The 20,687-nt window shown below is 70.7% G+C and carries 18 protein-coding genes and 1 pseudogene; 12 read left to right on the forward strand and 7 right to left on the reverse strand.

What is annotated here, in order from left to right:
• Positions 1 to 18: 18 nt before the first annotated feature.
• The 3 genes from ACIHIX_RS07155 (at position 19) to ACIHIX_RS07165 (ending at position 3,588) form a co-directional block, all read left to right on the forward strand.
• Positions 19 to 1,335 (forward strand): copper amine oxidase, encoded by a 1,317-nt coding sequence (locus ACIHIX_RS07155; protein WP_399950973.1) that lies wholly within the window; start codon positions 19 to 21, stop codon positions 1,333 to 1,335.
• Between the two features lie 176 nt (positions 1,336 to 1,511).
• A complete protein-coding gene (locus tag ACIHIX_RS07160) occupies positions 1,512 to 2,753 on the forward strand; it encodes an SAV2148 family HEPN domain-containing protein (RefSeq protein WP_399950975.1) in 1,242 nt (413 codons plus the stop codon).
• A gap of 106 nt (positions 2,754 to 2,859) precedes the next feature.
• Positions 2,860 to 3,588: a 3'-5' exonuclease gene (locus tag ACIHIX_RS07165; protein WP_399950978.1), complete on the forward strand. Its 729-nt coding sequence runs from the start codon at positions 2,860 to 2,862 to the stop codon at positions 3,586 to 3,588.
• Positions 3,589 to 3,616: 28 nt separating this feature from the next.
• On the opposite strand, the gene ACIHIX_RS07170 is transcribed toward ACIHIX_RS07165, so the two are convergent.
• On the reverse strand, positions 3,617 to 4,480 hold the full coding sequence (locus ACIHIX_RS07170) for a phosphotransferase enzyme family protein (protein ID WP_399950981.1): 864 nt from the start codon (positions 4,478 to 4,480) through the stop codon (positions 3,617 to 3,619).
• Positions 4,481 to 4,685: 205 nt separating this feature from the next.
• Between ACIHIX_RS07170 and ACIHIX_RS07175 the strand changes: the two genes are divergently transcribed.
• From ACIHIX_RS07175 to ACIHIX_RS07195, 5 genes and pseudogenes are all read left to right on the forward strand, one after another.
• Positions 4,686 to 5,630 carry a carbohydrate ABC transporter permease gene (locus tag ACIHIX_RS07175; RefSeq protein WP_399950984.1) on the forward strand — a complete coding sequence of 315 codons (945 nt, stop codon included), beginning with the start codon at positions 4,686 to 4,688 and terminating at the stop codon, positions 5,628 to 5,630.
• Positions 5,627 to 6,460, forward strand: coding sequence for a carbohydrate ABC transporter permease (locus ACIHIX_RS07180; RefSeq protein WP_399950987.1), 834 nt, complete (start codon positions 5,627 to 5,629; stop codon positions 6,458 to 6,460). The genes ACIHIX_RS07175 and ACIHIX_RS07180 overlap by 4 nt, the downstream gene beginning before the upstream one ends.
• Positions 6,460 to 7,740, forward strand: a complete 1,281-nt coding sequence (locus tag ACIHIX_RS07185) for an ABC transporter substrate-binding protein (protein ID WP_399950990.1) — start codon at positions 6,460 to 6,462, stop codon at positions 7,738 to 7,740. The genes ACIHIX_RS07180 and ACIHIX_RS07185 overlap by 1 nt, the downstream gene beginning before the upstream one ends.
• A gap of 20 nt (positions 7,741 to 7,760) precedes the next feature.
• Positions 7,761 to 9,006, forward strand: a pseudogene (gene mgt, locus ACIHIX_RS07190) (macrolide-inactivating glycosyltransferase).
• Positions 9,003 to 9,911 (forward strand): methyltransferase domain-containing protein, encoded by a 909-nt coding sequence (locus tag ACIHIX_RS07195; RefSeq protein ID WP_399950992.1) that lies wholly within the window; start codon positions 9,003 to 9,005, stop codon positions 9,909 to 9,911. Before mgt ends, ACIHIX_RS07195 begins: the two are co-directional and overlap by 4 nt.
• Before the next feature lie 30 nt (positions 9,912 to 9,941).
• Here the strand turns inward: ACIHIX_RS07195 and ACIHIX_RS07200 are convergent, their stop codons facing one another.
• A complete protein-coding gene (locus ACIHIX_RS07200) occupies positions 9,942 to 12,176 on the reverse strand; it encodes an MMPL family transporter (RefSeq protein ID WP_399950995.1) in 2,235 nt (744 codons plus the stop codon).
• A gap of 199 nt (positions 12,177 to 12,375) precedes the next feature.
• Here ACIHIX_RS07200 and ACIHIX_RS07205 point away from each other — a divergent pair, with 199 nt between their 5' ends.
• The 3 genes from ACIHIX_RS07205 to ACIHIX_RS07215 all read left to right on the forward strand — a co-directional run bounded on the left by ACIHIX_RS07205 (position 12,376) and on the right by ACIHIX_RS07215 (position 14,666).
• Entirely contained in the window at positions 12,376 to 12,927 is a 552-nt protein-coding gene (locus tag ACIHIX_RS07205; RefSeq protein ID WP_399950998.1) for a DUF1697 domain-containing protein, read from the forward strand.
• Positions 12,928 to 12,988: 61 nt separating this feature from the next.
• Positions 12,989 to 14,005, forward strand: a complete 1,017-nt coding sequence (locus ACIHIX_RS07210; RefSeq protein ID WP_399951001.1) for a ketopantoate reductase family protein — start codon at positions 12,989 to 12,991, stop codon at positions 14,003 to 14,005.
• A gap of 43 nt (positions 14,006 to 14,048) precedes the next feature.
• Positions 14,049 to 14,666, forward strand: a complete 618-nt coding sequence (locus ACIHIX_RS07215; protein ID WP_399951004.1) for a DsbA family protein — start codon at positions 14,049 to 14,051, stop codon at positions 14,664 to 14,666.
• 35 nt (positions 14,667 to 14,701) lie between these two features.
• Here the strand turns inward: ACIHIX_RS07215 and ACIHIX_RS07220 are convergent, their stop codons facing one another.
• Positions 14,702 to 15,979, reverse strand: coding sequence for an MFS transporter (locus tag ACIHIX_RS07220; protein ID WP_399951007.1), 1,278 nt, complete (start codon positions 15,977 to 15,979; stop codon positions 14,702 to 14,704).
• 56 nt (positions 15,980 to 16,035) lie between these two features.
• Here ACIHIX_RS07220 and ACIHIX_RS07225 point away from each other — a divergent pair, with 56 nt between their 5' ends.
• A complete protein-coding gene (locus ACIHIX_RS07225; RefSeq protein WP_399951010.1) occupies positions 16,036 to 17,019 on the forward strand; it encodes a helix-turn-helix domain-containing protein in 984 nt (327 codons plus the stop codon).
• Positions 17,020 to 17,074: 55 nt separating this feature from the next.
• Here the strand turns inward: ACIHIX_RS07225 and ACIHIX_RS07230 are convergent, their stop codons facing one another.
• From ACIHIX_RS07230 to ACIHIX_RS07245, 4 genes are read right to left on the reverse strand one after another with little or no spacing between them, the layout of a single operon-like run.
• The gene (locus ACIHIX_RS07230; protein WP_399951013.1) at positions 17,075 to 17,815 is read right to left on the reverse strand and encodes a sirohydrochlorin chelatase; all 741 of its coding nucleotides are present in this window, start codon (positions 17,813 to 17,815) and stop codon (positions 17,075 to 17,077) included.
• A 5-nt stretch (positions 17,816 to 17,820) separates the two neighbouring features.
• The gene (locus ACIHIX_RS07235; protein ID WP_399951016.1) at positions 17,821 to 18,723 is read right to left on the reverse strand and encodes an ABC transporter permease; all 903 of its coding nucleotides are present in this window, start codon (positions 18,721 to 18,723) and stop codon (positions 17,821 to 17,823) included.
• On the reverse strand, positions 18,710 to 19,495 hold the full coding sequence (locus ACIHIX_RS07240; RefSeq protein WP_399951019.1) for an ABC transporter ATP-binding protein: 786 nt from the start codon (positions 19,493 to 19,495) through the stop codon (positions 18,710 to 18,712). Before ACIHIX_RS07240 ends, ACIHIX_RS07235 begins: the two co-directional genes overlap by 14 nt.
• Before the next feature lie 35 nt (positions 19,496 to 19,530).
• On the reverse strand, positions 19,531 to 20,634 hold the full coding sequence (locus ACIHIX_RS07245; protein ID WP_399951021.1) for an aliphatic sulfonate ABC transporter substrate-binding protein: 1,104 nt from the start codon (positions 20,632 to 20,634) through the stop codon (positions 19,531 to 19,533).
• Positions 20,635 to 20,687: the final 53 nt, after the last annotated feature.

A 20,687-nucleotide genomic window follows, 5' to 3' on the forward strand; every position in this document is an offset into this window, starting at 1 on the left:
CAAGGGAGTCACTTCTTCATGCGCGTCACCAGAATCAGCCCCGCCCGCGGCCGGACGGCGGCCCTCGGCCTCGCCGTCGCCGCGCTGGCCGCCGGTCTGACGACCGGAGCCGGACCGGCCACCGCCCAGCCGCAGAGCGCCGCCGCGGCCGCGCCCGACTGCAGCGCCGCCTTCCGCATCGAGCAGAAGCTCTCCAGCGGCACCACCTGGCGGATGTGCTGGCGCTACGACAGCAAGGCCGGCCTCGTCCTGGACGACATCTCCTACCAGCCCAAGGGAGAGCCCGCCCCGATCAAGGTCCTCAACAGCGCCCGGCTCGGCCAGATCCACGTCCCGTACGACGACGGACGGGCCGAGTACGACGACCTGACGGGCCAGGACTTCGCCAAGGACCTGATGAACCTGGCGCCGGCCGAATGCCCCGGCGGCACCATCAAGACCGTCAAGATCCCGGACCCGTACCCGGAGCAGAACCCCAACGTCAAGGGCCTGTGCACCACCACCCGCTCCCGCGGGCACGCCTACCGCATGCAGGGCGACACCGCGAACAAGGTCTACCAGGCCCAGGGCAAGGACTTCCTCGTCTACACCGTCAACCAGGTCGGCTGGTACGAGTACATGACCGAGTACCGCTTCCAGGACGACGGCACCATCAACATGAACGTCGGCGCCACCGGCACCCTTTCGCCGTTCGACTACGACGCGGGTGACGGCAAGGGCTGGCCCATCGGCAAGGGCGCCGCCAAGGACAAGGCCACCAGCCACACCCACAACGTCTTCTGGCGGCTCGACTTCGCCCTCGACGGCTCCACCAAGAACCGGGTCGAGCAGTACGACTCGACCCTTACCCCGCGCGGCGCGGACACCCCCACGGTCAAGACCACCCGCACCAAGGTCACCAAGGAACTCGCGGGCGACGCCAAGACGTACCGCTGGTGGCGCGTGGTCAGCGCGACCGGCAAGAACAAGGACAACCACGCGCGCTCGTACGAGTTCGTCCCCGGCCCCACCACCCGCTACCCGGGCCGCAGTTACACCAAGCACGACATCTACTTCACCCAGTACAACAAGTGCGAGCTGTTCTCCAGCAACAACCCGCGCTGCGACAGCGCTCACCCCAAGTCGGTCGACAAGTGGGTCGACGGCCAGACCCTCACGCACCCCGTGGCCTGGGTCAACGTCGGCTTCCACCACATCGCCCGGGACGAGGACCAGCAGCCGATGCCGGTCCACTGGCAGGGCTTCTCGATCGCCCCGCGCGACGTCACCGCTATGAATCCGCTCACTCCGGCGGAGCTCGCCGGGCAGAACGGCAACTACTTGGGCGGTAGTTGAGAAACGACCCTGTCCATCCGGCTGCACCGCCGACCGGTCCCGGAGTACCCTTCCTTGATCGTTGGGTGGGGTCTGGCGTCACATTCCCGTCGTCCGCCCGCAGGGCGTCGCCGAGCAGACGGGAATGTGACGCCAGACCCCTCGGAGAGCTCGGGGGAGCGGAAGGCGGTGCGCGGGTGGGCTCGGGAGGGCTGGAGTTGCCCCCTGGTGACGAGGGTCACGAGGGGAACTCCGCAGACGTCCCGCCCGGCACGGTGTCCCTGGCCCGGCCCATGGACGCCGCCGGTTCCATCGGGCCGGAGCTGGACTGGGACGCCGACGCCTGGCGCGAGGTGCGTACGCGCGCCCAGCGAGCCGGCCGGGCCTACATCTGGCTGAACCTCGTCGAACAGCGGTTGCGCGCGGTCGTGGCCGCTGTTCTGCGTCCCATCTACGAACCCGTCCACGGCGACGACTGGGTCGTGGCCGCCGCCGGACCGGCCGGCCAGGAATGGGTGCAGCGCGCGGTCGCCGTACGTGAAGTCAGCCGCCGCAAGGGCTACTTGCTCGACCCGGCCGACGACAACGTCCTGAGTTTCCTGACGTTGCCCCAGCTGCGTGAGCTGATGGTGCAGCACTGGCCGTGCTTCGAGCCGTATTTCGACGAGCGCCGGGACGTCGAACTCGCCCTGGACGAGCTGGAAGTGACCCGCAACGTCGTCTCCCGCAACCGGGCCCTGTCCGAAGCCGTCCTCGGCCAGGCCGAACGGGCCTCGGCGCGGCTCCTGGAGATACTCGGCGCGGGCGGAGACGTCCCCTCCGCGCGTCGGCTGCCCGTGGACGCGGTCGAGGACCTCGTCGGCGACCGGTACGCGGACGTGGTCGCCGTGCACCCCGACCGGGTGCGGCTGCTGCGCCAGTTCCCCGCCGAGGACATCTTCGGCGGCGCCCGCCGCCTCGACGCGGTCGGCATCGGCCTCAACCTCCTGGTCCAGAACTTCTCCGGCCGGCGCCTGGTCCGACTCGCCGAAGCGGGCTGCCGGGTGCGACTGCTCTTCCTCAACCCCGCCTCCAGCGCGGTCAAGCGGCGCGAGCGGGAACTCGGCATGAAGCGCGGCGAGTTGAGCCGAGCCGTCGAGATGAACATCCTGCACATGCGCCGGGTGCGGTCCAAGCTCCGCGACCCGGGCGCCTTCGAGATCCAGGTCTACGACGAGACCCCGCGCTTCACCGCCTACCTCGTGGACGGCGACGGCACGGACGGGATCGCCGTCGTGCAGTCCTATCTGCGGCGGTCGCGGGGCATGGAGGCGCCGGTGCTGGTGCTGCGGAACGGGAGCAAGGTCGTCAAGCCGGGCGAAATGGATGAGAGCGGCCTCTTCCCGACGTACCGCGAGGAGTTCGAGACGTCTTGGGTGGATTCGCGACCGGTGTCATGAAAATCCCCTGCGGAGCGCCAAGCGGAACGCGGTCCTCTGGTTGTCAGTGGCGCATGGGATCGTGGAGACCACTGGGGGAAAGCACCACCAAGAAGGGGGACCGCCCATGGGCTGGCACCGGGAGCTGCTGATCGGCTTCGACCTGGAGACGACCGGCACCGATCCGCGCGAGGCGCGCATCGTCACGGGAGCCGTGATCGAGGTGAGGGCCGGACAGGTCATGGGTCACCGCGAGTGGCTCGCGGACCCGGGCGTGGAGATCCCGGCGGACGCGGTCGCGGTCCACGGGATCAGCAACGAACGCGCGACCGCCGAGGGCAGGCCGGCCGACCAGGTCGCCGACGCCATCGCGGACGTACTGGTGACGTACTGGAAGACCGGCGTCCCGGTCGTCGCCTACAACGCGGCCTTCGACCTGACCCTGCTCTCCGCGGAACTCCACCGCCACCACCTTCCCTCCCTCCGCGCCCGCCTGGGCGGCCTGGACCCGGCCCCGGTCATCGACCCGTACACGATCGACCGTGCCGTCGACCGCTACCGGCGCGGCAAGCGCAACCTCGAAGCGGTCTGCGGGGAGTACGGAGTCCCGCTCGACTCCGCCCACGACGCCTCCGCCGACGCCCTCGCCGCGGCCCGCCTCGCCGGCGCGATAGCCGACCGCCACCCCAAGATCGCGGCCCTCGGCCCGGCGGACCTGCACCGCCGCCAGATCGAGTGGTACGCGCACTGGGCGGCGGACTTCCAGAAGTTCCTGCGCGGCAAGGGCGAGACGGACGCGGTGGTGGACGGCACCTGGCCGCTGCGGGAGCTGACGGCGGCCGACAAGACGGTCTGACGCCCGCCGCCGCAACGCTCTCGCACGCTCAGAACGGGTACCAGCGCACCGTCTCGTCCCCGTCCCTGAGCGATGCCACCCGCCGCTCGAACTCCGCCAGCGCCTGCGGATTGCTCGGCGCGTGCTGGGCCACCCAGGCGCAGCTCGCCGTCTCCCGGGCGCCCCGCAGCACGGAACAGCCCTCCCACTCCCGTACGTCCCAGCCGTACGCCTGGGTGAAGTTGTCGTAGGCCGGCGTCGGCAGTCCGTACCGGTCGTGCGACAGCGCCATCACCACCAGGTCGTGCTCACGCAGGTCCGCGGAGAAGGTCTCCAGGTCGACCAGGACCGGGCCGTCGGGGCCGACGTGCACATTGCGGGGGAGCGCGTCTCCATGGATGGGGCCGCGCGGAAGGTGCGGGGTGAGTGCGGCGGCGGCCCCCGCGAAGCCGTCCCGGCGCTCGCGCAGATACGCCGCGTCCGCGGGGTCGATCGCCTCGCCGGCGAGCCGCAGCCAGCGTTCCACACCGCCCAGCAGCTCACGGGGCGGCAGTGCGAAGGAGGGAAGGGGCAGCGCGTGGACCACCCGTAGCAGTTCGGCCAAATCCCGGGGCTCGGCGGGTCGTACGGCATCGGGCATCCGGTGCCACACCGTCACCGGGTGCCCCGCGACCAGCAGCGGCTTCGGCTCGGCGGCCCGCACCGCGGGCACCTCGGCCTCGGCGAGCCACAGCGCGATGTCCAGCTCGCGGGCTGCCCGGTCCAGGAGTTCGGCGTCCCGGCCCACCTTGACGACCAGGTCACCGGCGGCGAACACGGCGTTCTCGCCGAGCGCGAGCAGCCGCGCCTCTCCGGCAGCCGTGGGCAGCACCCCCGCCTCGGCCAGTACCTCCCGCGCCCGTGTCTCGTCCATCGCCCGCCTCCGTGTCCCGTTCCTGCCGATGCGGTGTGCGTCCAGCGCGCACCGGGCGTCGAGTTCTCGCCATCCGGCGCCCAGTCTCGCATTCGTACAGGTCGGACGGTGTGCGCGGTGCCTTGACGGCGCATACCCCCTTCACGACCATGACCGGGGCCCGCCGGTCCCGGAGTGCCCCGAGCCGTGGTGAGGAGCCGATCACGTGACATCGCTGACCGCGACGAAGCGGTCGACGCGGGGGGCACGGGGTGCGCCACGCGCCGACGGGGGCCGCAGGGCGGTGGACCGCGGCGCCTGGTTCCTGGTGCTGCCCGCGCTGATCCCGATCCTCGTGCTGAGCGTCGGACCGCTGCTCTACGGCATCCTGCTGGCGTTCACCGACGCCCAGTCCGGGCGCACCCGGTCCACCCAGTGGATCGGCGGCCTCAACTTCCAGGACCTGCTGCACGACACGCTGTTCTGGGAGTCGTTCCGGATCGGTCTGGTGTGGGCGGTCGGGGTGACCGTGCCGCAGTTCCTGCTGGCGCTCGGCCTCGCCCTGCTGCTGAACCAGGACCTCGGACTGCGCTGGCTGGCCCGCGCCCTGGCGATCATTCCGTGGGCGATGCCCGAGGTCGTCGTCGGTGTCATGTGGCGGCTCGTCTACAACCCCGACGCGGGCGTCCTCAACGAGACCCTGCGCGACCTCGGCCTCGGCGACGGCCGTGACTGGCTCGCGGGTCTGTCCACCGCCCTGCCCGCCGTCGTCGTCGTCGGCGTGTGGGCCGGGATGCCGCAGACCACGGTCGCCCTGCTCGCCGGCCTCCAGAACACCCCGCGCGAACTGCACGAGGCGGCGGCGATGGACGGCGCGGGCGCCTGGCGCCGCTTCCGCACGGTCACCTGGCCCGCCCTGCGCCCGGTCGCGCTGTCGATCACCGCGCTCAACTTCATCTGGAACTTCAACTCCTTCGCCCTGGTCTACGTCCTGACCAGCGGCGGACCCGGCGGCCGCACCCGGCTGCCGATGCTCTTCGCCTATGAGGAGGCCTTTCGCTACGGCCAGTTCGGCTACGCGGCGGCCATGGGATGTGTGATGGTCACCGTGATCTCGGTGCTGCTCGCCGTCTTCCTGGTGGGCCGGATCAGGGGAGGTGACGAGGCATGAGGACCAGCACCACGGGCCGCGTCGGACAGTACGCCGCCCTGCTCGCCTATCTCGTCTTCCTCGCCTTCCCGTTCCTCTGGCTGATCTCCATCGCCTTCAAGTCGCCCCGGGAACTGGGCAGTCTGCACCCGACCTGGATACCGAGGGACCCCACCCTCGACAACTTCCGGCAGGCCTTCGACGAACAGCCGCTGCTGCGCGCCGCGGGCAACTCCCTGCTCGCCGCGCTGGGCGCCGCGCTGATCGCCGTACTGATCGCGACACCGCTCGCGTATGTGATGGCCCGGCGCCGCACCCTGCTCGCGCGGGCGGCGACCGGGTGGGTGGTGGTCAGTCAGGCGTTCCCACTGGTGCTGGTGATCATCCCGCTGTTCCTGGTGCTGAAGAACCTGCGGCTGATCAACTCGCTGTTCGGGCTGGTGCTGGTGTACGTGGTGTGGGCGCTGCCGTTCGCGCTGTGGATGCTGGTCGGCTATGTGCGGTCGGTGCCCGAGGAGTTGGAGGAGGCGGCGGCCGTCGACGGCGCCGGGCGGCTGCGGACGCTGGTGTCGGTGACCGCGCCGCTGCTGGCGCCGGGGATCGTGGCGACGGCGCTGTTCGCGTTCATCACCGCGTGGAACGAGTTCTTCTTCGCGCTGGTCCTGCTGAAGACCCCGGAGAAACAGACACTGCCGGTCGTCCTCACCCACTTCATCGGTGCGGAGGGCGTCGCCGACCTGGGACCGCTGGCCGCGGCGGCGTTCCTCGCGACGCTGCCCTCGCTGGTCGTCTTCGCCCTCATCCAACGGCGGATCACGAGCGGCATGCTGGCCGGGGCGGTGAAGAGCTGATGCGGGCGAAATGGCTCATCGGGCTGGTGCTGGCCCTGCTGCTCGCGGGCTGCACCGGCGGGGGCAGCGGGAAGGACGACGGCGCCGTCACCCTCCGCTTCCAGTCGCTGGCCTGGCAGGAGGAGTCCGTCGCCGCCAATCAGCAGCTGGTGAAGGAGTGGAACGCGACCCACCCGGACGTCAAGGTCGACTACGTCCAGGGGAGTTGGGACAGCGTCCACGACCAGCTCCTCACCTCCTTCGAGGGCGGCGAGGCGCCCGACATCATCCACGACGCCTCCGACGACCTCGCGGACTTCGCCTACGGCGGCTATCTCGCCGACCTGAGCGATCTGCTGCCCGCGCGGCTCAAGTCGGACATCACGCAGCGCAGTTGGGACACGACGACCTTCGGCGACGGGATCTACGGTGTGCCCTTCCTCCAGGAGCCGAGGGTCCTCGTCGCCAACGCCAAGTGGCTGAAGGAGTCGGGCGTGCGCATTCCGACGCCCGAGCACCCCTGGAGCTGGACCGAGTTCCGGCAGATCACCGAACACCTCGGCGGCGACGGGAAGTACGGCATCGCCTGGCCGCTCAAGGAACCCGTCTCGGCCACCCTCAACCTCTCCCTGTCGGCGGGCGGACAGCTCTTCCACCGGGGTGCCGACGGCAAGGTGACCATCCGCTTCGAGAAGGGCGACGAGGTCGTGCCGCGCACCGTCCACGACCAGGCGAACACCGACCACAGCGCCTCGCCCACCACCCTGGGCAGCAGCGGCTCCGACACCCTGCCCGGGTTCTTCGGCGGCAAGTACGCGATGGTGCCGCTCGGCTTCTCCTATCGCCAGCAGATCGTGCAGCAGGCGCCGAAGGGCTTCGCCTGGCAGGTGCTGCCCGCCCCCGCCGGTGCCGAGGGACTCAGCCAGGGCGTCAGCCCGCAGACGCTGTCCGTCGCCGAGGACAGCCCCCACAAGAAGGAGGCCGTCCAGTTCATCGACTTCCTGCTCCGGCCGAAGAACATGGTGCGGCTCGCGCTGGGCGACTGGATGCTGCCCACCGGCACGCAGGCCCTCAAGGACCCCGCCCTGCACACCGCCGAGAACGGCTGGGCGACCGGCACCGCCCTCGCCGCCCATCTGCGCTCGGCGCCCGCCCAGTCCGTGCGCGGCTACCCCGAGTGGAAGGACAAGGTCGCGACCCCGGCGTTCCAGGAGTACTACAGCGGGGCGATCGGCCTCGCCGAACTGCGCAGACGCCTGGAGAAGGACGGCAACCTGGTGCTCGCCCGCTATCAGCGCTGAAGCGACCGAACCCCCATTCAATTGAATTGCACGAGACGTCTCGTCTCGTCTAGCCTCGACGGCATGACCACTCCCGCACACATCGCCATGTTCTCCGTCGCCGCCCACGGCCATGTGAACCCGAGCCTCGAAGTCATCCGCGAGCTCGTCGCACGCGGCCACCGGGTGACGTACGCGATCCCGCCGGTGTTCGCGGAGAAGGTCGCCGCGACCGGCGCCGAGCCCAGACTCTGGAACTCCACCCTGCCCGGGCCCGGCGCCGACCCGGAGGCATGGGGCAGCACCCTCCTCGACAACGTCGAACCCTTCCTCGCCGACGCGATCCAGGCGCTGCCGCAACTGATCGAGGCGTACGAGGGAGACGAACCGGATCTCGTCCTGCACGACATCACCTCCTACCCGGCCCGGGTCCTCGCGCACCGCTGGGGCGTCCCCGCGGTCTCGCTCTCGCCCAACCTCGTGGCCTGGGAGGGCTACGAGGAGGAGATCGCCGAGCCGATGTGGGCGGAGCCGAAGAAGACCGAGCGGGGGCAGGCGTACTACGCCCGCTTCCAGGGCTGGCTGGAGGAGAACGGGGTCACCCTGCACCCCGATGACTTCGCGGGCCGCCCCGCCCGGTCGATCGTGCTGATCCCCAAGGCGCTCCAGCCCCACGCCGACCGGGTCGACGAGCAGGTGTACTCCTTCGTCGGCGCCTGCCAGGGCGACCGCGGTACCGAGGGGGAGTGGCAGCGACCCGCCGGTGCGGAGAAGGTGGTCCTCGTGTCGCTCGGGTCGGCCTTCACCAAGCAGCCCGGCTTCTATCGGGAGTGCGTGAAGGCCTTCGGTGACCTGCCCGGCTGGCATCTGGTGCTCCAGATCGGCGCGAGCGTGGACCCGGTCGAGCTGGGTGACCTTCCCGCCAACGTCGAAGTGTCCTCGTGGGTACCGCAGTTGGCGGTGTTGCGGCAGGCCGACCTGTTCGTCACCCACGCGGGCGCCGGCGGCAGCCAGGAGGGCCTCGCGACCGCGACCCCGATGATCGCCGTACCGCAGGCCGTGGACCAGTTCGGCAACGCGGACATGCTCCAGGCGCTGGGTGTGGCCCGCCGCCTCGACACGGCGGAGGCCACCGCGACGGCGCTGCGCGCCACGGCCGTGGCCCTCGTCGACGATCCGGAAGTCGCCGCGCGGCTCAAGGACCTACAGGCGGGGATGGCCCAAGAAGGAGGTACGCAAAGGGCCGTTGACCTCATCGAGGCCGAACTGCCCACTCACCCGGGATGATCCGGAGGACACGGCCTCGGCCGGTGTCGCTTCCCCCCGCCCTGCAACGCTCCCTCGACCTGTTGTGCTGCCCCGCGTGCCGCGCCGGGCGCCTGCACACCGACCGCGGCGCACTGCGCTGTCCGAGGGGCCACAGCTTCGACATCGCCCGGTACGGCTATGCCGGTCTGCTGACGGGCGCCCGGGCCACCAGCGGTGACGACGCCGAGATGGTCCGGGCCCGGGATCGCTTCCTGGCCACCGGTGCCTACGCGCCCGTCCGCGAGGTGGCCGCCCGCCTGGCGGCCGGTGCCGTGTCCGAGCGGGGCACCGTGGTCGACGTCGGGTGCGGCACGGGCTACTACCTGGCCGGCGCACTCGACCGGTTGCCCGGCGCCCGGGGCCTGGGGCTGGACAGTTCGGTGCGTGCGCTGCGCTCGGCCGCCCGGGCCCATGACCGGGCCGCCGCCGTGGCGTGGGACGTGTTCCGGCGCTTCCCGCTCGACGACGGGGTGGCGGATGTCGTGCTGGACGTGTTCGCCCCGCGCAACCCGGCCGAGTTCCACCGCGTGCTGCGTCCGACCGGTCGGCTGGTCGTGGTCCGCCCCACCGGGCGGCACCTGGCCGAACTGCGCGGCCGAATCCCCGCGATGGTCACGGTCGACCCGGCCAAGGAACAGCGTCTGCACCGGGCGCTCACGCCCTTCTTCGAGGCCACCGTCACCGAACAGGTGGAGTACTCCGCGGCCTTGAGCAGGGCGGATCTTCTGGACCTGGTGGCGATGACGCCGAGCGCACGGCATGTGAGCCGGGCGGTGTCGGCCGGTGACGGCCTCCTGCCCGGCCGGGTCACCGTCTCCGTGCTGGCCACCGCCTACCGGCCCCGGCGAGCGCACAACGCGCAGGGCCCGTTGGCTCCCCGGTGACCAACGGGCCCTGCGCCGTGCCGCGAGCGGTTACACCCGGGCAGGTTCCTCCACCTCGTGGGCCACGACCTCCGCCGCCTCGTCGTGCGTGAGGTCGGGCAGGCGGTTCAGCCACTTCGGCAGATACCAGTTGCGCTCACCGAGCAGGGCCATGACCGCCGGGAGCAGCACACCCCGGATGATCGTCGCGTCGACGAGCACCGCCGTCGCCAGACCCACGCCCATCTGCTTCATGGACTGCATCGACAGCGTCCCGAAGATCGCGAAGACGGCGACCATGATGACCGCGGCGCTGGTGACGACACCGGCCGTGGTGACCACACCGTGCTGGATCGCGTCCTTCGTCGTCCGGCCCTTCAGCCGCGCCTCACGGATCCGCGAGACCACGAACACGTGGTAGTCCATCGACAGGCCGAACAGGATCACGAAGAGGAACAGCGGCAGCCAGGAGATGATCGCGCCGACGCCCTCCGCGCCCACCAGGGACGCGCCCCAGCCGTGCTGGAAGACCGCGACAAGGATTCCGTAGGCCGCCCCCACCGACAGCAGGTTGAGCACGATCGAGGTGATCGCGATCGTCAGCGAGCGGAAGGAGAGCAGCATCAGCAGGAAGGCGAAGACCACGACGAAGGCGAAGACCGGGACGACCGCGCCGGTCAGCTGGTCGTTGAAGTCCTTCGAGCCGGCGACCTGGCCGCTGATCGGCGCTTCGAGGCCGTCGACCTTGCCGAGGGTCGCGGGCCGCACCTCGTCGCGCAGCTTCTCCAGGCTCGCGCCCGCCTTGTCGAGGTCGGAGCCGCCGACCAGCGGGACGTACACGAAGGCGAGGTTCTGCTTCTGGTGCAGCTTGATCTCGACCGGGCCGCGCGAGGCACCCGAGGCGACCGCCTGCTCCTTGAAGTCGGCGAGCGCGTTCTGTACCTCGGCGGAGTCGATGTTGTCCGCCTTGACGATCACCTCGGCGGGCTCGGAGCCGCCGGGGAAGGCCGTGTTGACGCGGTCGTAGGTCTGCACGATGGGCAGCGAGTCGCCGAACTCCTGGTCCAGCGTGAGGTTCTGGGTCTTCATACCGACCGCGGGCGCCGCGATCGCGAGCAGCGCGCCCGCCGCCACGACGACGGAGACCATCGGCCGCTTCAGTACGGCACCCAGGACGACCGTCCAGAGCCGGCTCTCCCCGTTGCCGTTGCGCTTGCGGCGCCGCAGGAACGGGATACGGCCCTTCTCGACCCGCTCGCCCAGCAGGGACAGCAGCGCGGGCAGCACGGTGATGGAGCCGATCATGGCGACGGCCACCACGATCAGCGAGGCCAGGCCCATCGCCTCGAAGTCGGCGATCCCGGTGAACAGCATGCCCGCCATCGCCACGCACACCGTGACACCGGAGACGATGATCGCGCGGCCGCTGGTGGCGGCGGCGATCCGCAGCGCGGTCTGGGCGTCCCGCCCGGCCTCGCGCTCCTCGCGCTCACGGCGCAGATAGAACAGGCAGTAGTCGACGCCGACGGCCAGACCGACCAGCAGCATCACGGAGTTGGCGACATCGCCCATCGGCATGACATGGCTGATGACGCCCATCAGGCCCATCGTGGCCATGATCGCGGTGAGCGCCAGGGCCACCGGCAGCAGCGCCGCGACCAGCGCGCCGAACGCGATCAGCAGAATGCCGAGGGCCACGGGCACGGCCGAGTACTCGGCCTTCTGGAAGTCGTCGCCGAACGCGTCGTCGAACGTCTTCTGCATGCTGGCGCCGCCGATCTCCTCGATCCGCAGGTCCGCATGGTCCTTCTGGACCTTCGCCACGGCGTCCAGCACGGGCTCGACCCGCTCGCCGGCCGTCTCCGCGTCGCCCTTCATGTCGAACTGCACCAGCGCGCTGCGACCGTCCTTGGAGACGGTGTCCGTGTCGTACGGCGAGGTGACGTCCGTGACCTTGCCGGTGGCGTCGACCGCCTGGACGACGGCGTTGACCGCGGCACGGAACTGCTCGTCCGTCGCCTTGAGCCGGCCGTCCTTCGCCTGCACCAGGACCGACTCACCGGCGGGCTCCTCGATACCGGCGTCCTTGACGATCCGCGCGGCGGTATGGGTCTCCCCCTTCAGGCCCTCGCTCTCGTCGACGTCGACCCGGCCCGCCGCCGAACCGAGTCCCATGGCCAGGACCACGAACAGCACCCAGATGCCGACCGCGGCCCAGCGATGCCGGGCACTCCAGCCGCCAGCCCGGGCCGCCAGGCCCCGCACCCTTGTTTCTCCGTTCCCCATGACGGGCTTGCCCCCTTGACTGCGGTCGCGGCCCCCTGCCGCCACCTTTCGTTTCGAAGGTATGGGCCGGATAAACCCGTCACGTCGTGCTGCCCGGTGAAGTGCGGGTGAGCGACTCGTCCTCGCGGACCAGGGCCGTCTCCGCACTGGGGAGGAGTGTGCCCCCTACAACGACACGCTGTCGTCCTATGGTGAGCGCATGACGACGACGTATGCGGCGCTGCTGCGCGGGATCAACGTGGGCGGTGCCAAGAAGGTCCCCATGGCCGAACTGCGCACCCTGATGGAGGGGCTCGGCCACTCAGGGGTGCGCACCTACCTCCAGAGCGGCCAGGCGGTGTTCACCACCGGCCACGGCGACGAGGAGTCCCTCGCGGCCGAGCTCACCGCCGCGATCGAGAAGCACTTCGGTTTCGGGGTCGACGTCATCGTCCGCGACCACGCCTACCTCGCCGCGATCGTCGACGCCTGCCCCTTCCCGGCCGCCGAACTGGAGGGCAAGCAGCTGCACGTCACCTACTTCTCCGCCGGCGTCGACGCGGACCGTTTCGCCGCCATCGACCAACCCGCCTTCCTCCCCGAGGAGTTCCGCCTCGGCGACCGCGCCCTGTACCTGTACGTCCCGGACGGCCTGGGCCGCTCCAAGCTCGCCGAACAGCTCTCCAAGCCGCGCGTGAACAAGGGGCTGATCGCCACCAGCCGCAACTGGAACACCGTGGTCAAGCTGGTGGAGATGACCGCCGCGCAGTGACCGTGCCCGGCAACGGACACCGGACACCCGGTGGCAAGGTCACCTGTGCGAGGCTCGGTCCATGCGCTACATCATCATCGGGGCGGGAGCGGTCGGAGGCGTCGTCGGCGGGCGACTCGCGGAGGCGGGGAGCGAGGTGGTCCTCGTCGCACGGGGCGCGCACCGGGCGGCGCTGCGCGAGCACGGGCTTCGACTCCGCGTTCCGGACGGCGAGTTCGTCCATCGGCTGCCCGTGGTCGAGGACCCGGCCGAGCTCGGCGAGCTGCGCGCCGACGATGTTCTCGTCCTCGCCGTGAAGACCCAGGACAGCGTGGCGGCACTCCAGACCTGGGGGCCGGCAGCGGTCACGGGCGGGGGTACGGCGGCCGAGCGGCTGCCGCTGGTCTGTGCGCAGAACGGCGTGGAGAGCCAGCGCCTGGCCCTGCGCACCTTCCGCACGGTGTACGGCGTGTGCGTGTGGCTGCCCTGCACGCTCGTCGAACCCGGCGTCGTCAGCGCCGCCGGCGCCCCGCTCACCGGCGTCCTCCACCTCGGCCGCTACCCGTACGGCACCGACGAGACCGCCCGGCTGATCGCCGCCGACCTGGAGAAGTCCCGCTTCGGGGCACCGGTCGTACCGGACGTGACCCGCTGGCAGTACGCCAAGCTGCTCGCCAACCTCGGGAACGCGCTGGAGGCCGTGACCGGGCCGATGGAGAGCGACGAGGCCGTGGTGCTCCTCGGGCGGGTGAAGGCCGAGGGCGCCGCCGTCCTCGACGCCGCCGGCATCCCGTACACGGGTGCCGAGGAGCAGCGGGCCGTACGCGGCGACAAGGTCCTCCTCGCCCCCCTGCACGGCGCCTCTCGTGGCGGCGGCTCGTCCTGGCAGTCCCTGAACCGGGGCACCGGCACCATCGAGGCCGACTACCTCAACGGCGAGATCGCGCTGCTGGGCCGGCTGCACGGCGTACCGACCCCGCTCAACGACCTCTTGCAGCGCCTGGCCAACACCTTCGCGCGCGAGCGCAGGGCGCCGGGGTCGATGTCGGTGGGGGAGCTGATGCGGCTGACCGGAATGGACCACGGGAACAGTGCCTGATTGGACCACAATGCTGGGCCAATCAGGAATTACCGTCGACGGCATGACCACCGCAGAACCCACCCGCGTCGACTTCTGGTTCGACCCCGCCTGCCCCTTCGCCTGGATCACCTCCCGCTGGCTGCTGGAGGTCGAACGGCACCGACCGCTCGACCTCCGCTTCCACGCGATGAGCCTGTACCTGCACAACGCGGGAAACGAACTGCCCGGGTGGTACCGGGAGTTGGTCGACAAGTCCATCGGACCGGTGCGCGTCGCCGTGGCCGCTGCGCAGGCGCACGGTGAGAAGGTCCTGCGTGACCTCTACACCGCCTTCGGCACCCGTATCCACGAACGGAAGGCCGAGGACTTCGACGCGGTGATCGCCGAGTCCCTGACGGACCTCGGACTCCCGGCGGCCCTCGCCGCCGCCGCGCACGACACGTCGTACGACGACGCCGTCCACCGCAGTCACACGGCCGGCGCCGAACCCGACTCGGGCGGCTATGTGGGCACGCCCACGATCCATGTCGACGGGACGGTGTGGTTCGGGCCGGTGCTGCGGGCGATTCCGCGGGGCGCGCGGGCGGCGCAACTCTTCGACAGCTTCCGGGTGTTGGCCACCGACCCGGACTTCTTCGAACTGAAGCGCACCCGCACCGGCCAACTGAGCTTCGACTAGCTCGCGTCGCCACGCCGCTTACGGTTCCGGTTCCGCTAGACCTTGTCGCCCCGCCAGTCCCCGTTCCGCAGGGCCCAGCGCACCGCCGGGCTCACCGCGAGGCCCGCGAGGGCGAACAGGGCGCCGAGGATCGCCCAGCCCGCCGTGCCGTGCTGGATCGCGGTGACCGTGACCAGGGCGGGGCCCGCCATCATGCCGGCCGACATGCCCGCGCCGAACACGCCCTGGTAGACGCCGTGGACGCGGGCGTCGGCGAGTTCGTAGCCGAGGGTCCAGCCGCCCGCGGCCGACAGCACCTCCGAGAAGACCTGCACGATCGCGCCGATCGCCAGCGCCAGCACCGCCCACACCGGGGACAGGCCCGCCGACACCGCGTACACCGCGCAGGCCAGCGCGAGGAGCAGCCCCGACCAGCCCATCGCCCGTACCGCGCTGGGCACTTGGGAGGCGCGCCGGGCCACCCGCACCTGGAGCAGCGCCACCAGCACACAGTTGAGGATCATCAGCAGGGCCGCCGTCCAGCGCGGCGCCTCGGTGCGCTCCACGATCCACAGCGGCAGCCCGACCTCGGACAGCGTGTACTGCACGACGAGGATCGCGTTCAGCACGGTCACCGCGAGGAACGGCAGATCACGCACCGCACGCCAGCGGTCGGCCGCCGGGGCGCCGGCCTCGGGAGCCGTGCGTTCCAGCGCGTGCGGCGCGAGCGGCAGGCGGGGGAGCAGCAGCGCGGGGCCCGCGAACGACACCGCGTTGACCAGGATGACCGTCACATACGCGCCCCGCGTGTCGAGTTGGAGGGCGACCGCACCGAAGACGCCGCCCACCCCCATGAAGACGTTGGTGACCATCCGCAGATACGCCCGCGCCTCCACCCGGGTCGCGGCCGGCAGCACATCGGCGTAGATCGCGCCCTGCACCCCGCGGCTCGCCATCTGGAGCCCGGTCGCGCAGACCACCGCGACGAGGAAACCGACGTAGGAGTGCACGAACACGTACGCCGCCGTCGCCACGCCCGTCCCAGCCCACAGCAGCGCGCCCACGCGCCGGGCACCCCACCGGTCGGCGGCCCGGCCCGCCGGTACCCCGGCCGCCACGCCGACCAGCCCCGCGCCCGTCATGCCGAGGCCGACCGAGGTCGCGTCGAGGCCGACGACGCGGGTGAAGTACAGGACGCCGAGCGGGAAGTAGAGGCCGTTGCCGAGGGAGTTGGCGGCGGTCAGCAGGGTGGCGCGGCGCAGGGTGGGGTCGGTGGGAAGCCGGGAGGGGCGTAGCTCGGGTTCGACGGGCGCGGTGACGGGTGTCGTGGTCATGCGGACATCTCACCCGGCGGCGGTGCCGTGCCGACAATGATTTAGCGTGGCACTCAATGATTGAGTTCCGCTTCGACGTCGGCGACCTCGCCACCACCTCCTTCGCCTGCTCCCCGCTCCAGGAGGCCGTGTTCTCGCTGCGCTGTCTGCACGACCCGGCCCGCTATCCCCATCACCGGCCGTGGCTGCGCCGCATCCGCCCCCGCCTGGACACCCTCGACCACGAGCTGCTCATCGCGCTGACCGCCCCCTGGCTGTGGGTGCCGGACTGCCTCACCCCGCGACCTGAACGGGCCCGGCCCGTCTTCGCCGACGAGCTGGAGCGGCTCGGCGCCACCCCGCCGGAGCTCCTCGACGCCGACTTCCGTGCCGCCTACCGCACCGAGGACGCGCTGCCGCCTGTCGTCGCCCGGGGCCTGACCGAGCCCGCCGCGTTCCTCCGGCGGATCGTCGAGGCCCTCGACGCCTACTGGCAGGTCTGCCTGGCCCCGGCCTGGTGGCCGCGCGTGCAGAGCATCATGGCGGCCGACCTCGCCCATCAGGCGCGGGTGCTCGCCGAGCAGGGGGCCGGGGCGATGTTCGCGGGACTGGACCGGCGGCTCAGCTGGGTGGACGGCCAACTACGCCTGTCCACCGACGACTTCATGCTCCAGGCGCCCTGGACCGACATGAGCATCGCCGGACGCGGACTGGTCCTGCTGCCCTCGCTGTTCGCCCGTGGCGCCCAGCCGCTGATCGACCCCACCCGGCCGCCCACGATCATCTATCCGGCCCGCGGCAGGGCCACCCTCTCGGAGGAACCGCCCCCGGTCACCGGCGACGCCCTGGCCCGCCTCCTCGGCCGCCCCAGAGCCAGACTCCTCCTGCTCCTGGCAGAACCCGCCTCGACAACAGAACTGGCCCACCGCCTGAACGTGACGCCGGGCGCGGTGAGCCAGCACCTGACGGTGCTCTACGACGCGGGACTCCTGAGCCGGACGCGCGAGGGGAGAGTCGTAAGGTACGGGCGGACGGCACTAGGAAACGAACTCTGCCGCTAGAGACCTGAGGGGCGCGGGGAACTGCGCGACAAGCCCCCACCGGCCCGCAGACTGATCACGCACCCACAACCGCCAGCAAAGGCACCCGGGCTTCGTCATACCGCTCCAGCAAAACCCGCGCCACCTCAGGCGACGCCCCGAGCACATCCCCCAGCACATCCGCCTCCACCGCGCCCCGCGCGATCCGGTCCGGCAGAAAACCGGGAGCAAGGACATACGGCGCGACGGCCACCCGGGAACACCCCAGCGCCCGAAGCTCCCGCACCGCATCCTCGGTCCGAGGCAGTGCGGCGGAGGCGAACGCAGGCCGCACGGCGCACCAACCGGTGTGCCGCCACTCCCGCGCGATTTCTGCGATCACTGCGATCGCCTCCGGGTCCGTGGACCCCGCCGAGGCCAGCACGACCCCGGTCGAGGACTTGTCGGCGGGCGTCAACCCCGCCTCGTACAACCGCCGTTCGAGCGCGGACAGCAGCAGCGGAGACGGGCCGAGCACCTCGGCCTGCCGGATCCGCAGCCGCGGCGGCGCGGCGCGCAGCACCGCCGGGATGTCCGCCTTGGCGTGGAACGCACGGGTCAGCAGCAGCGGGAGGGCCACCACGTCACGCACGCCCTGTGCCGCCAGCGACTCCAACACCCCCTGGACGGAGGGGACGTTGAAGTCCAGGAAGCCCGTCTCCACCCGTACGTCCGGGCGCATCGCGCGCACCCGGCGAACGAGAGCGTGCACCGTCGCGGCATGCCGCGGATCGCGGCTGCCGTGGGCGATGACGAGAAGAACGGGCTTCCTCGGCAAAGGACTTACCCCTTCACCAGCAGGCCGCGGCTGCGCAGCACCCGCCGCTCCAGCGGGCTGAAGATCAGCAGGTCGACGGCGATGCCGACGAACAGGATCAGGAAGATCGCCTCGAAGATCATCGGCATGGAGCTGGCGTTGCGGCCGTTCTCCAGGAGCGCGCCGAGACCGATGCCCAGGTCGGGCGAGGAGGCGATGATCTCCGCCGCCATCAGCGAGCGCCAGGAGAACGCCCAGCCCTGCTTCAGACCGGCGAGATAGCCGGGCAGCGCGGCCGGCAGCACGATGTGCAGGGCACCCCGCCAGCCGGTCGCGCCCATCGTGCGGCCCGCCCGCAGGAACAGCGGCGGCACCTGGTCGATGCCGGAGACGAGTCCGTTGGCGATGGACGGGACCGCGCCGAGCAGGATGACCGCGTACATCATCGAGTTGTTCAGACCCAGCCACAGCACGGCCGGCGGCACCCACGCCACCGAAGGCAACGACTGGAGACCGGACAGGACCGGGCCGATGGCGGCCCGGACGAACTTGACCCGGGCGACGATCAGACCGAGCGGGGTGCCGATCGCCAGGGCCAGCAGGAAGCCGAGCAGACCGCGCTCGACGCTGGTCCAGATGTAGCCGAGGAGCTTGCCCTCCAGCCAGGCGTCCTTGAACTCGGTCGCCACGTCTCCGGGGGAGGGCAGCTTGGTCGGGTCGGTGACGATGTCGAAGGAGATCAGCGCCTGCCAGATCACCAGCACCACGGCCGTCGCGACGAGCGGCGGGAGGATCTTGGAGCGGACGGTCACGGAGAAGGGCGTCCGGGTGGCGGCGGAGGTCTCCAGGGCGTCCAGACCGGCCTCCAGACCGGCGGACTGCTCCCGTGTCGCGTCCGTCTCGGCCGTCTTAGTGTCACTGCTGGCCATGACGGCGGATCTCCCCACGCAGTTGTTCGGTGATCTCAAGGGACAGTTCGGCCACGGGGGCGTCCTCGATACGGCGCGGCTGCGGGATGTCCACCGTCCACTCGCGCGCGATCCGGCCGGGCCGGGACGAGAGCAGGACGACCCGCTGGGCCAGCCTGACCGCCTCGCGCACGTTGTGCGTGACGAACAGGACGGACAGCCCCGTCTCCGCCCAGATCCGGGTCAGTTCGTCGTGCAGCACGTCGCGCGTGATCGCGTCCAGCGCCGCGAACGGCTCGTCCATGAGCAGCAGCCGGCTCTCCTGGGCCAGCGCCCGGGCGAGCGCCACACGCTGGCGCATACCGCCGGACAGCTCGTGCACCCGCTTGCCGTACGAGCCCTTCAGCCGGACCAGTTCGAGCAGTTCCTCGGCGCGGTCGCGCCGGTCGTTCTTCGCGACTCCGCCCAGTTTCAGGGCGAGTTCGATGTTCTTCCCCGCGGTCAGCCACGGGAACAGGGCGTGCTCCTGGAACATCAGAGCGGGGCGCCCGTCGGTCCTGATACTGCCGGCGCTCGGGTCGTCGAGACCCGCGACCAGGTTGAGCAGCGTGGACTTGCCACAGCCCGAGGCCCCCAGGAGGGTGACGAACTCGCCCGGCGCGACATCGAGGGTGATGTCGTCGAGGACGAGCTGCTGCCCGGCGGGCCCGCCGAAGGACTTCGAGACGTGCTCGATGCGGGCGGCGTACTCGACTGACTCGGCCTGTTCGGCCTTGGCAACCGCGGTGGCCATGGTCGTCACCTCCTGGAGACTCTCGGGATCAGGGCTTACTTGACGCCGAGTCCGGCGTCGTCGACCGTGCTCTCGCCGTCGGCCTTCAGGACCTTGTTCAGGAGCGTCAGGTCATAGATGCCGTCCAGCAGGGGGTCCTCCAGCAGACCGGCCTTGACCGCGTGCTCCGCCTCGGTGTTGAGGGTGGAGGCCAGCGGGTCGTTGGTGAACTGGATGGACTTCCAGGCCGGGTCCAGGACGTCGTTCGGCAGCGCCTTGCCGGAGTCGGCCTCCAGCTGCTTGTTCGCCGCGGCCTTCGCCTCGTCCGGGTTGGCGTTGATCCACTTGTTGGTCTCGACGGAGGCCTTCAGGACCGCCTCGACGGCCTTCGGGTGCTCCTTGAGGAACTTCTGCGACACGATGATGTTCGTGATCACGAACTTCTTGTCCGGCCACAGGTCGGCCTCGTCGAGCAGCACCTTGCCGCCCTCGGCGACCAGCTTGGACGCGGTCGGCTCCGGCACCCAGGCGCCGTCGATGGAGCCGGACTTGTAGGCGTCCGGGGTCACCTTGTTGTCGGTGCGGACGACCGAGACGTCACCGGCGCCGCTCTCGGCGTCGACCTTCCAGCCCTGCTCCGAGATCCAGTTGAGGAACGCCACGTCCTGCGTGTTGCCCAGCTGCGGGGTGGCGATCTTCTTGCCCTTGACGTCCTTCAGGGACTTGATCTTCTTCGGGTTGACGACGAGCTTCACCCCGCCGGACGCCGAACCGCCGATGATGCGCAGGTTGGTGCCCTTGGACTTGGTGAAGCCGTTGATTGCCGGGGAGGGGCCGATCCAACCGATGTCGATGGAGCCCGAGTTGAGCGCCTCGATCTCGGACGGACCGGCGTTGAAGGTCGCGTACGAGGCCTTCGTGGCACCGAGCTCCTTCTGGAAGAAGCCCTTCTGGTTGGCGACCAGCGCGGTGGCATGGGTGAGGTTGCCGAAGTAGCCGATCTTGACGGAGTCCAGTCCGTCGATCTTCTTCGCCCCGGCGGCGACCTTGGCGGTGTCGTCGTCCTTGGAGTCGGACCCGTAGCCGCAGGCGGCGAGGGTGAGGAGAGGCAGCGCGGCGATGACCGCGAAGGTGCGGCGAAGAGCAGATGGAGCAGGCACGGGAGGTGTTCCTCTCGGAGGCCCGGCGGTCACGGTCTCTCAGGTCGTGGCCG

Source organism: Streptomyces sp. NPDC051913 (assembly GCF_044593635.1).
Classification (GTDB): domain Bacteria; phylum Actinomycetota; class Actinomycetes; order Streptomycetales; family Streptomycetaceae; genus Streptomyces.

Excerpts from the sequence above, each read along its gene's own strand:
- ACIHIX_RS07155 (WP_399950973.1), top strand. The coding sequence starts at position 19 with ATGCGCGTCACCAGAATCAGCCCCGCCCGCGGCCGGACGGCGGCCCTC.
- ACIHIX_RS07165 (WP_399950978.1), top strand. The coding sequence starts at position 2,860 with ATGGGCTGGCACCGGGAGCTGCTGATCGGCTTCGACCTGGAGACGACC.
- ACIHIX_RS07170 (WP_399950981.1), bottom strand. The coding sequence starts at position 4,480 with ATGGACGAGACACGGGCGCGGGAGGTACTGGCCGAGGCGGGGGTGCTG.
- ACIHIX_RS07180 (WP_399950987.1), top strand. The coding sequence starts at position 5,627 with ATGAGGACCAGCACCACGGGCCGCGTCGGACAGTACGCCGCCCTGCTC.
- ACIHIX_RS07185 (WP_399950990.1), top strand. The coding sequence starts at position 6,460 with ATGCGGGCGAAATGGCTCATCGGGCTGGTGCTGGCCCTGCTGCTCGCG.
- ACIHIX_RS07195 (WP_399950992.1), top strand. The coding sequence starts at position 9,003 with ATGATCCGGAGGACACGGCCTCGGCCGGTGTCGCTTCCCCCCGCCCTG.
- ACIHIX_RS07200 (WP_399950995.1), bottom strand. The coding sequence starts at position 12,176 with ATGGGGAACGGAGAAACAAGGGTGCGGGGCCTGGCGGCCCGGGCTGGC.
- ACIHIX_RS07205 (WP_399950998.1), top strand. The coding sequence starts at position 12,376 with ATGACGACGACGTATGCGGCGCTGCTGCGCGGGATCAACGTGGGCGGT.
- ACIHIX_RS07210 (WP_399951001.1), top strand. The coding sequence starts at position 12,989 with ATGCGCTACATCATCATCGGGGCGGGAGCGGTCGGAGGCGTCGTCGGC.
- ACIHIX_RS07215 (WP_399951004.1), top strand. The coding sequence starts at position 14,049 with ATGACCACCGCAGAACCCACCCGCGTCGACTTCTGGTTCGACCCCGCC.
- ACIHIX_RS07220 (WP_399951007.1), bottom strand. The coding sequence starts at position 15,979 with ATGACCACGACACCCGTCACCGCGCCCGTCGAACCCGAGCTACGCCCC.
- ACIHIX_RS07225 (WP_399951010.1), top strand. The coding sequence starts at position 16,036 with ATGATTGAGTTCCGCTTCGACGTCGGCGACCTCGCCACCACCTCCTTC.
- ACIHIX_RS07235 (WP_399951016.1), bottom strand. The coding sequence starts at position 18,723 with ATGGCCAGCAGTGACACTAAGACGGCCGAGACGGACGCGACACGGGAG.
- ACIHIX_RS07240 (WP_399951019.1), bottom strand. The coding sequence starts at position 19,495 with ATGGCCACCGCGGTTGCCAAGGCCGAACAGGCCGAGTCAGTCGAGTAC.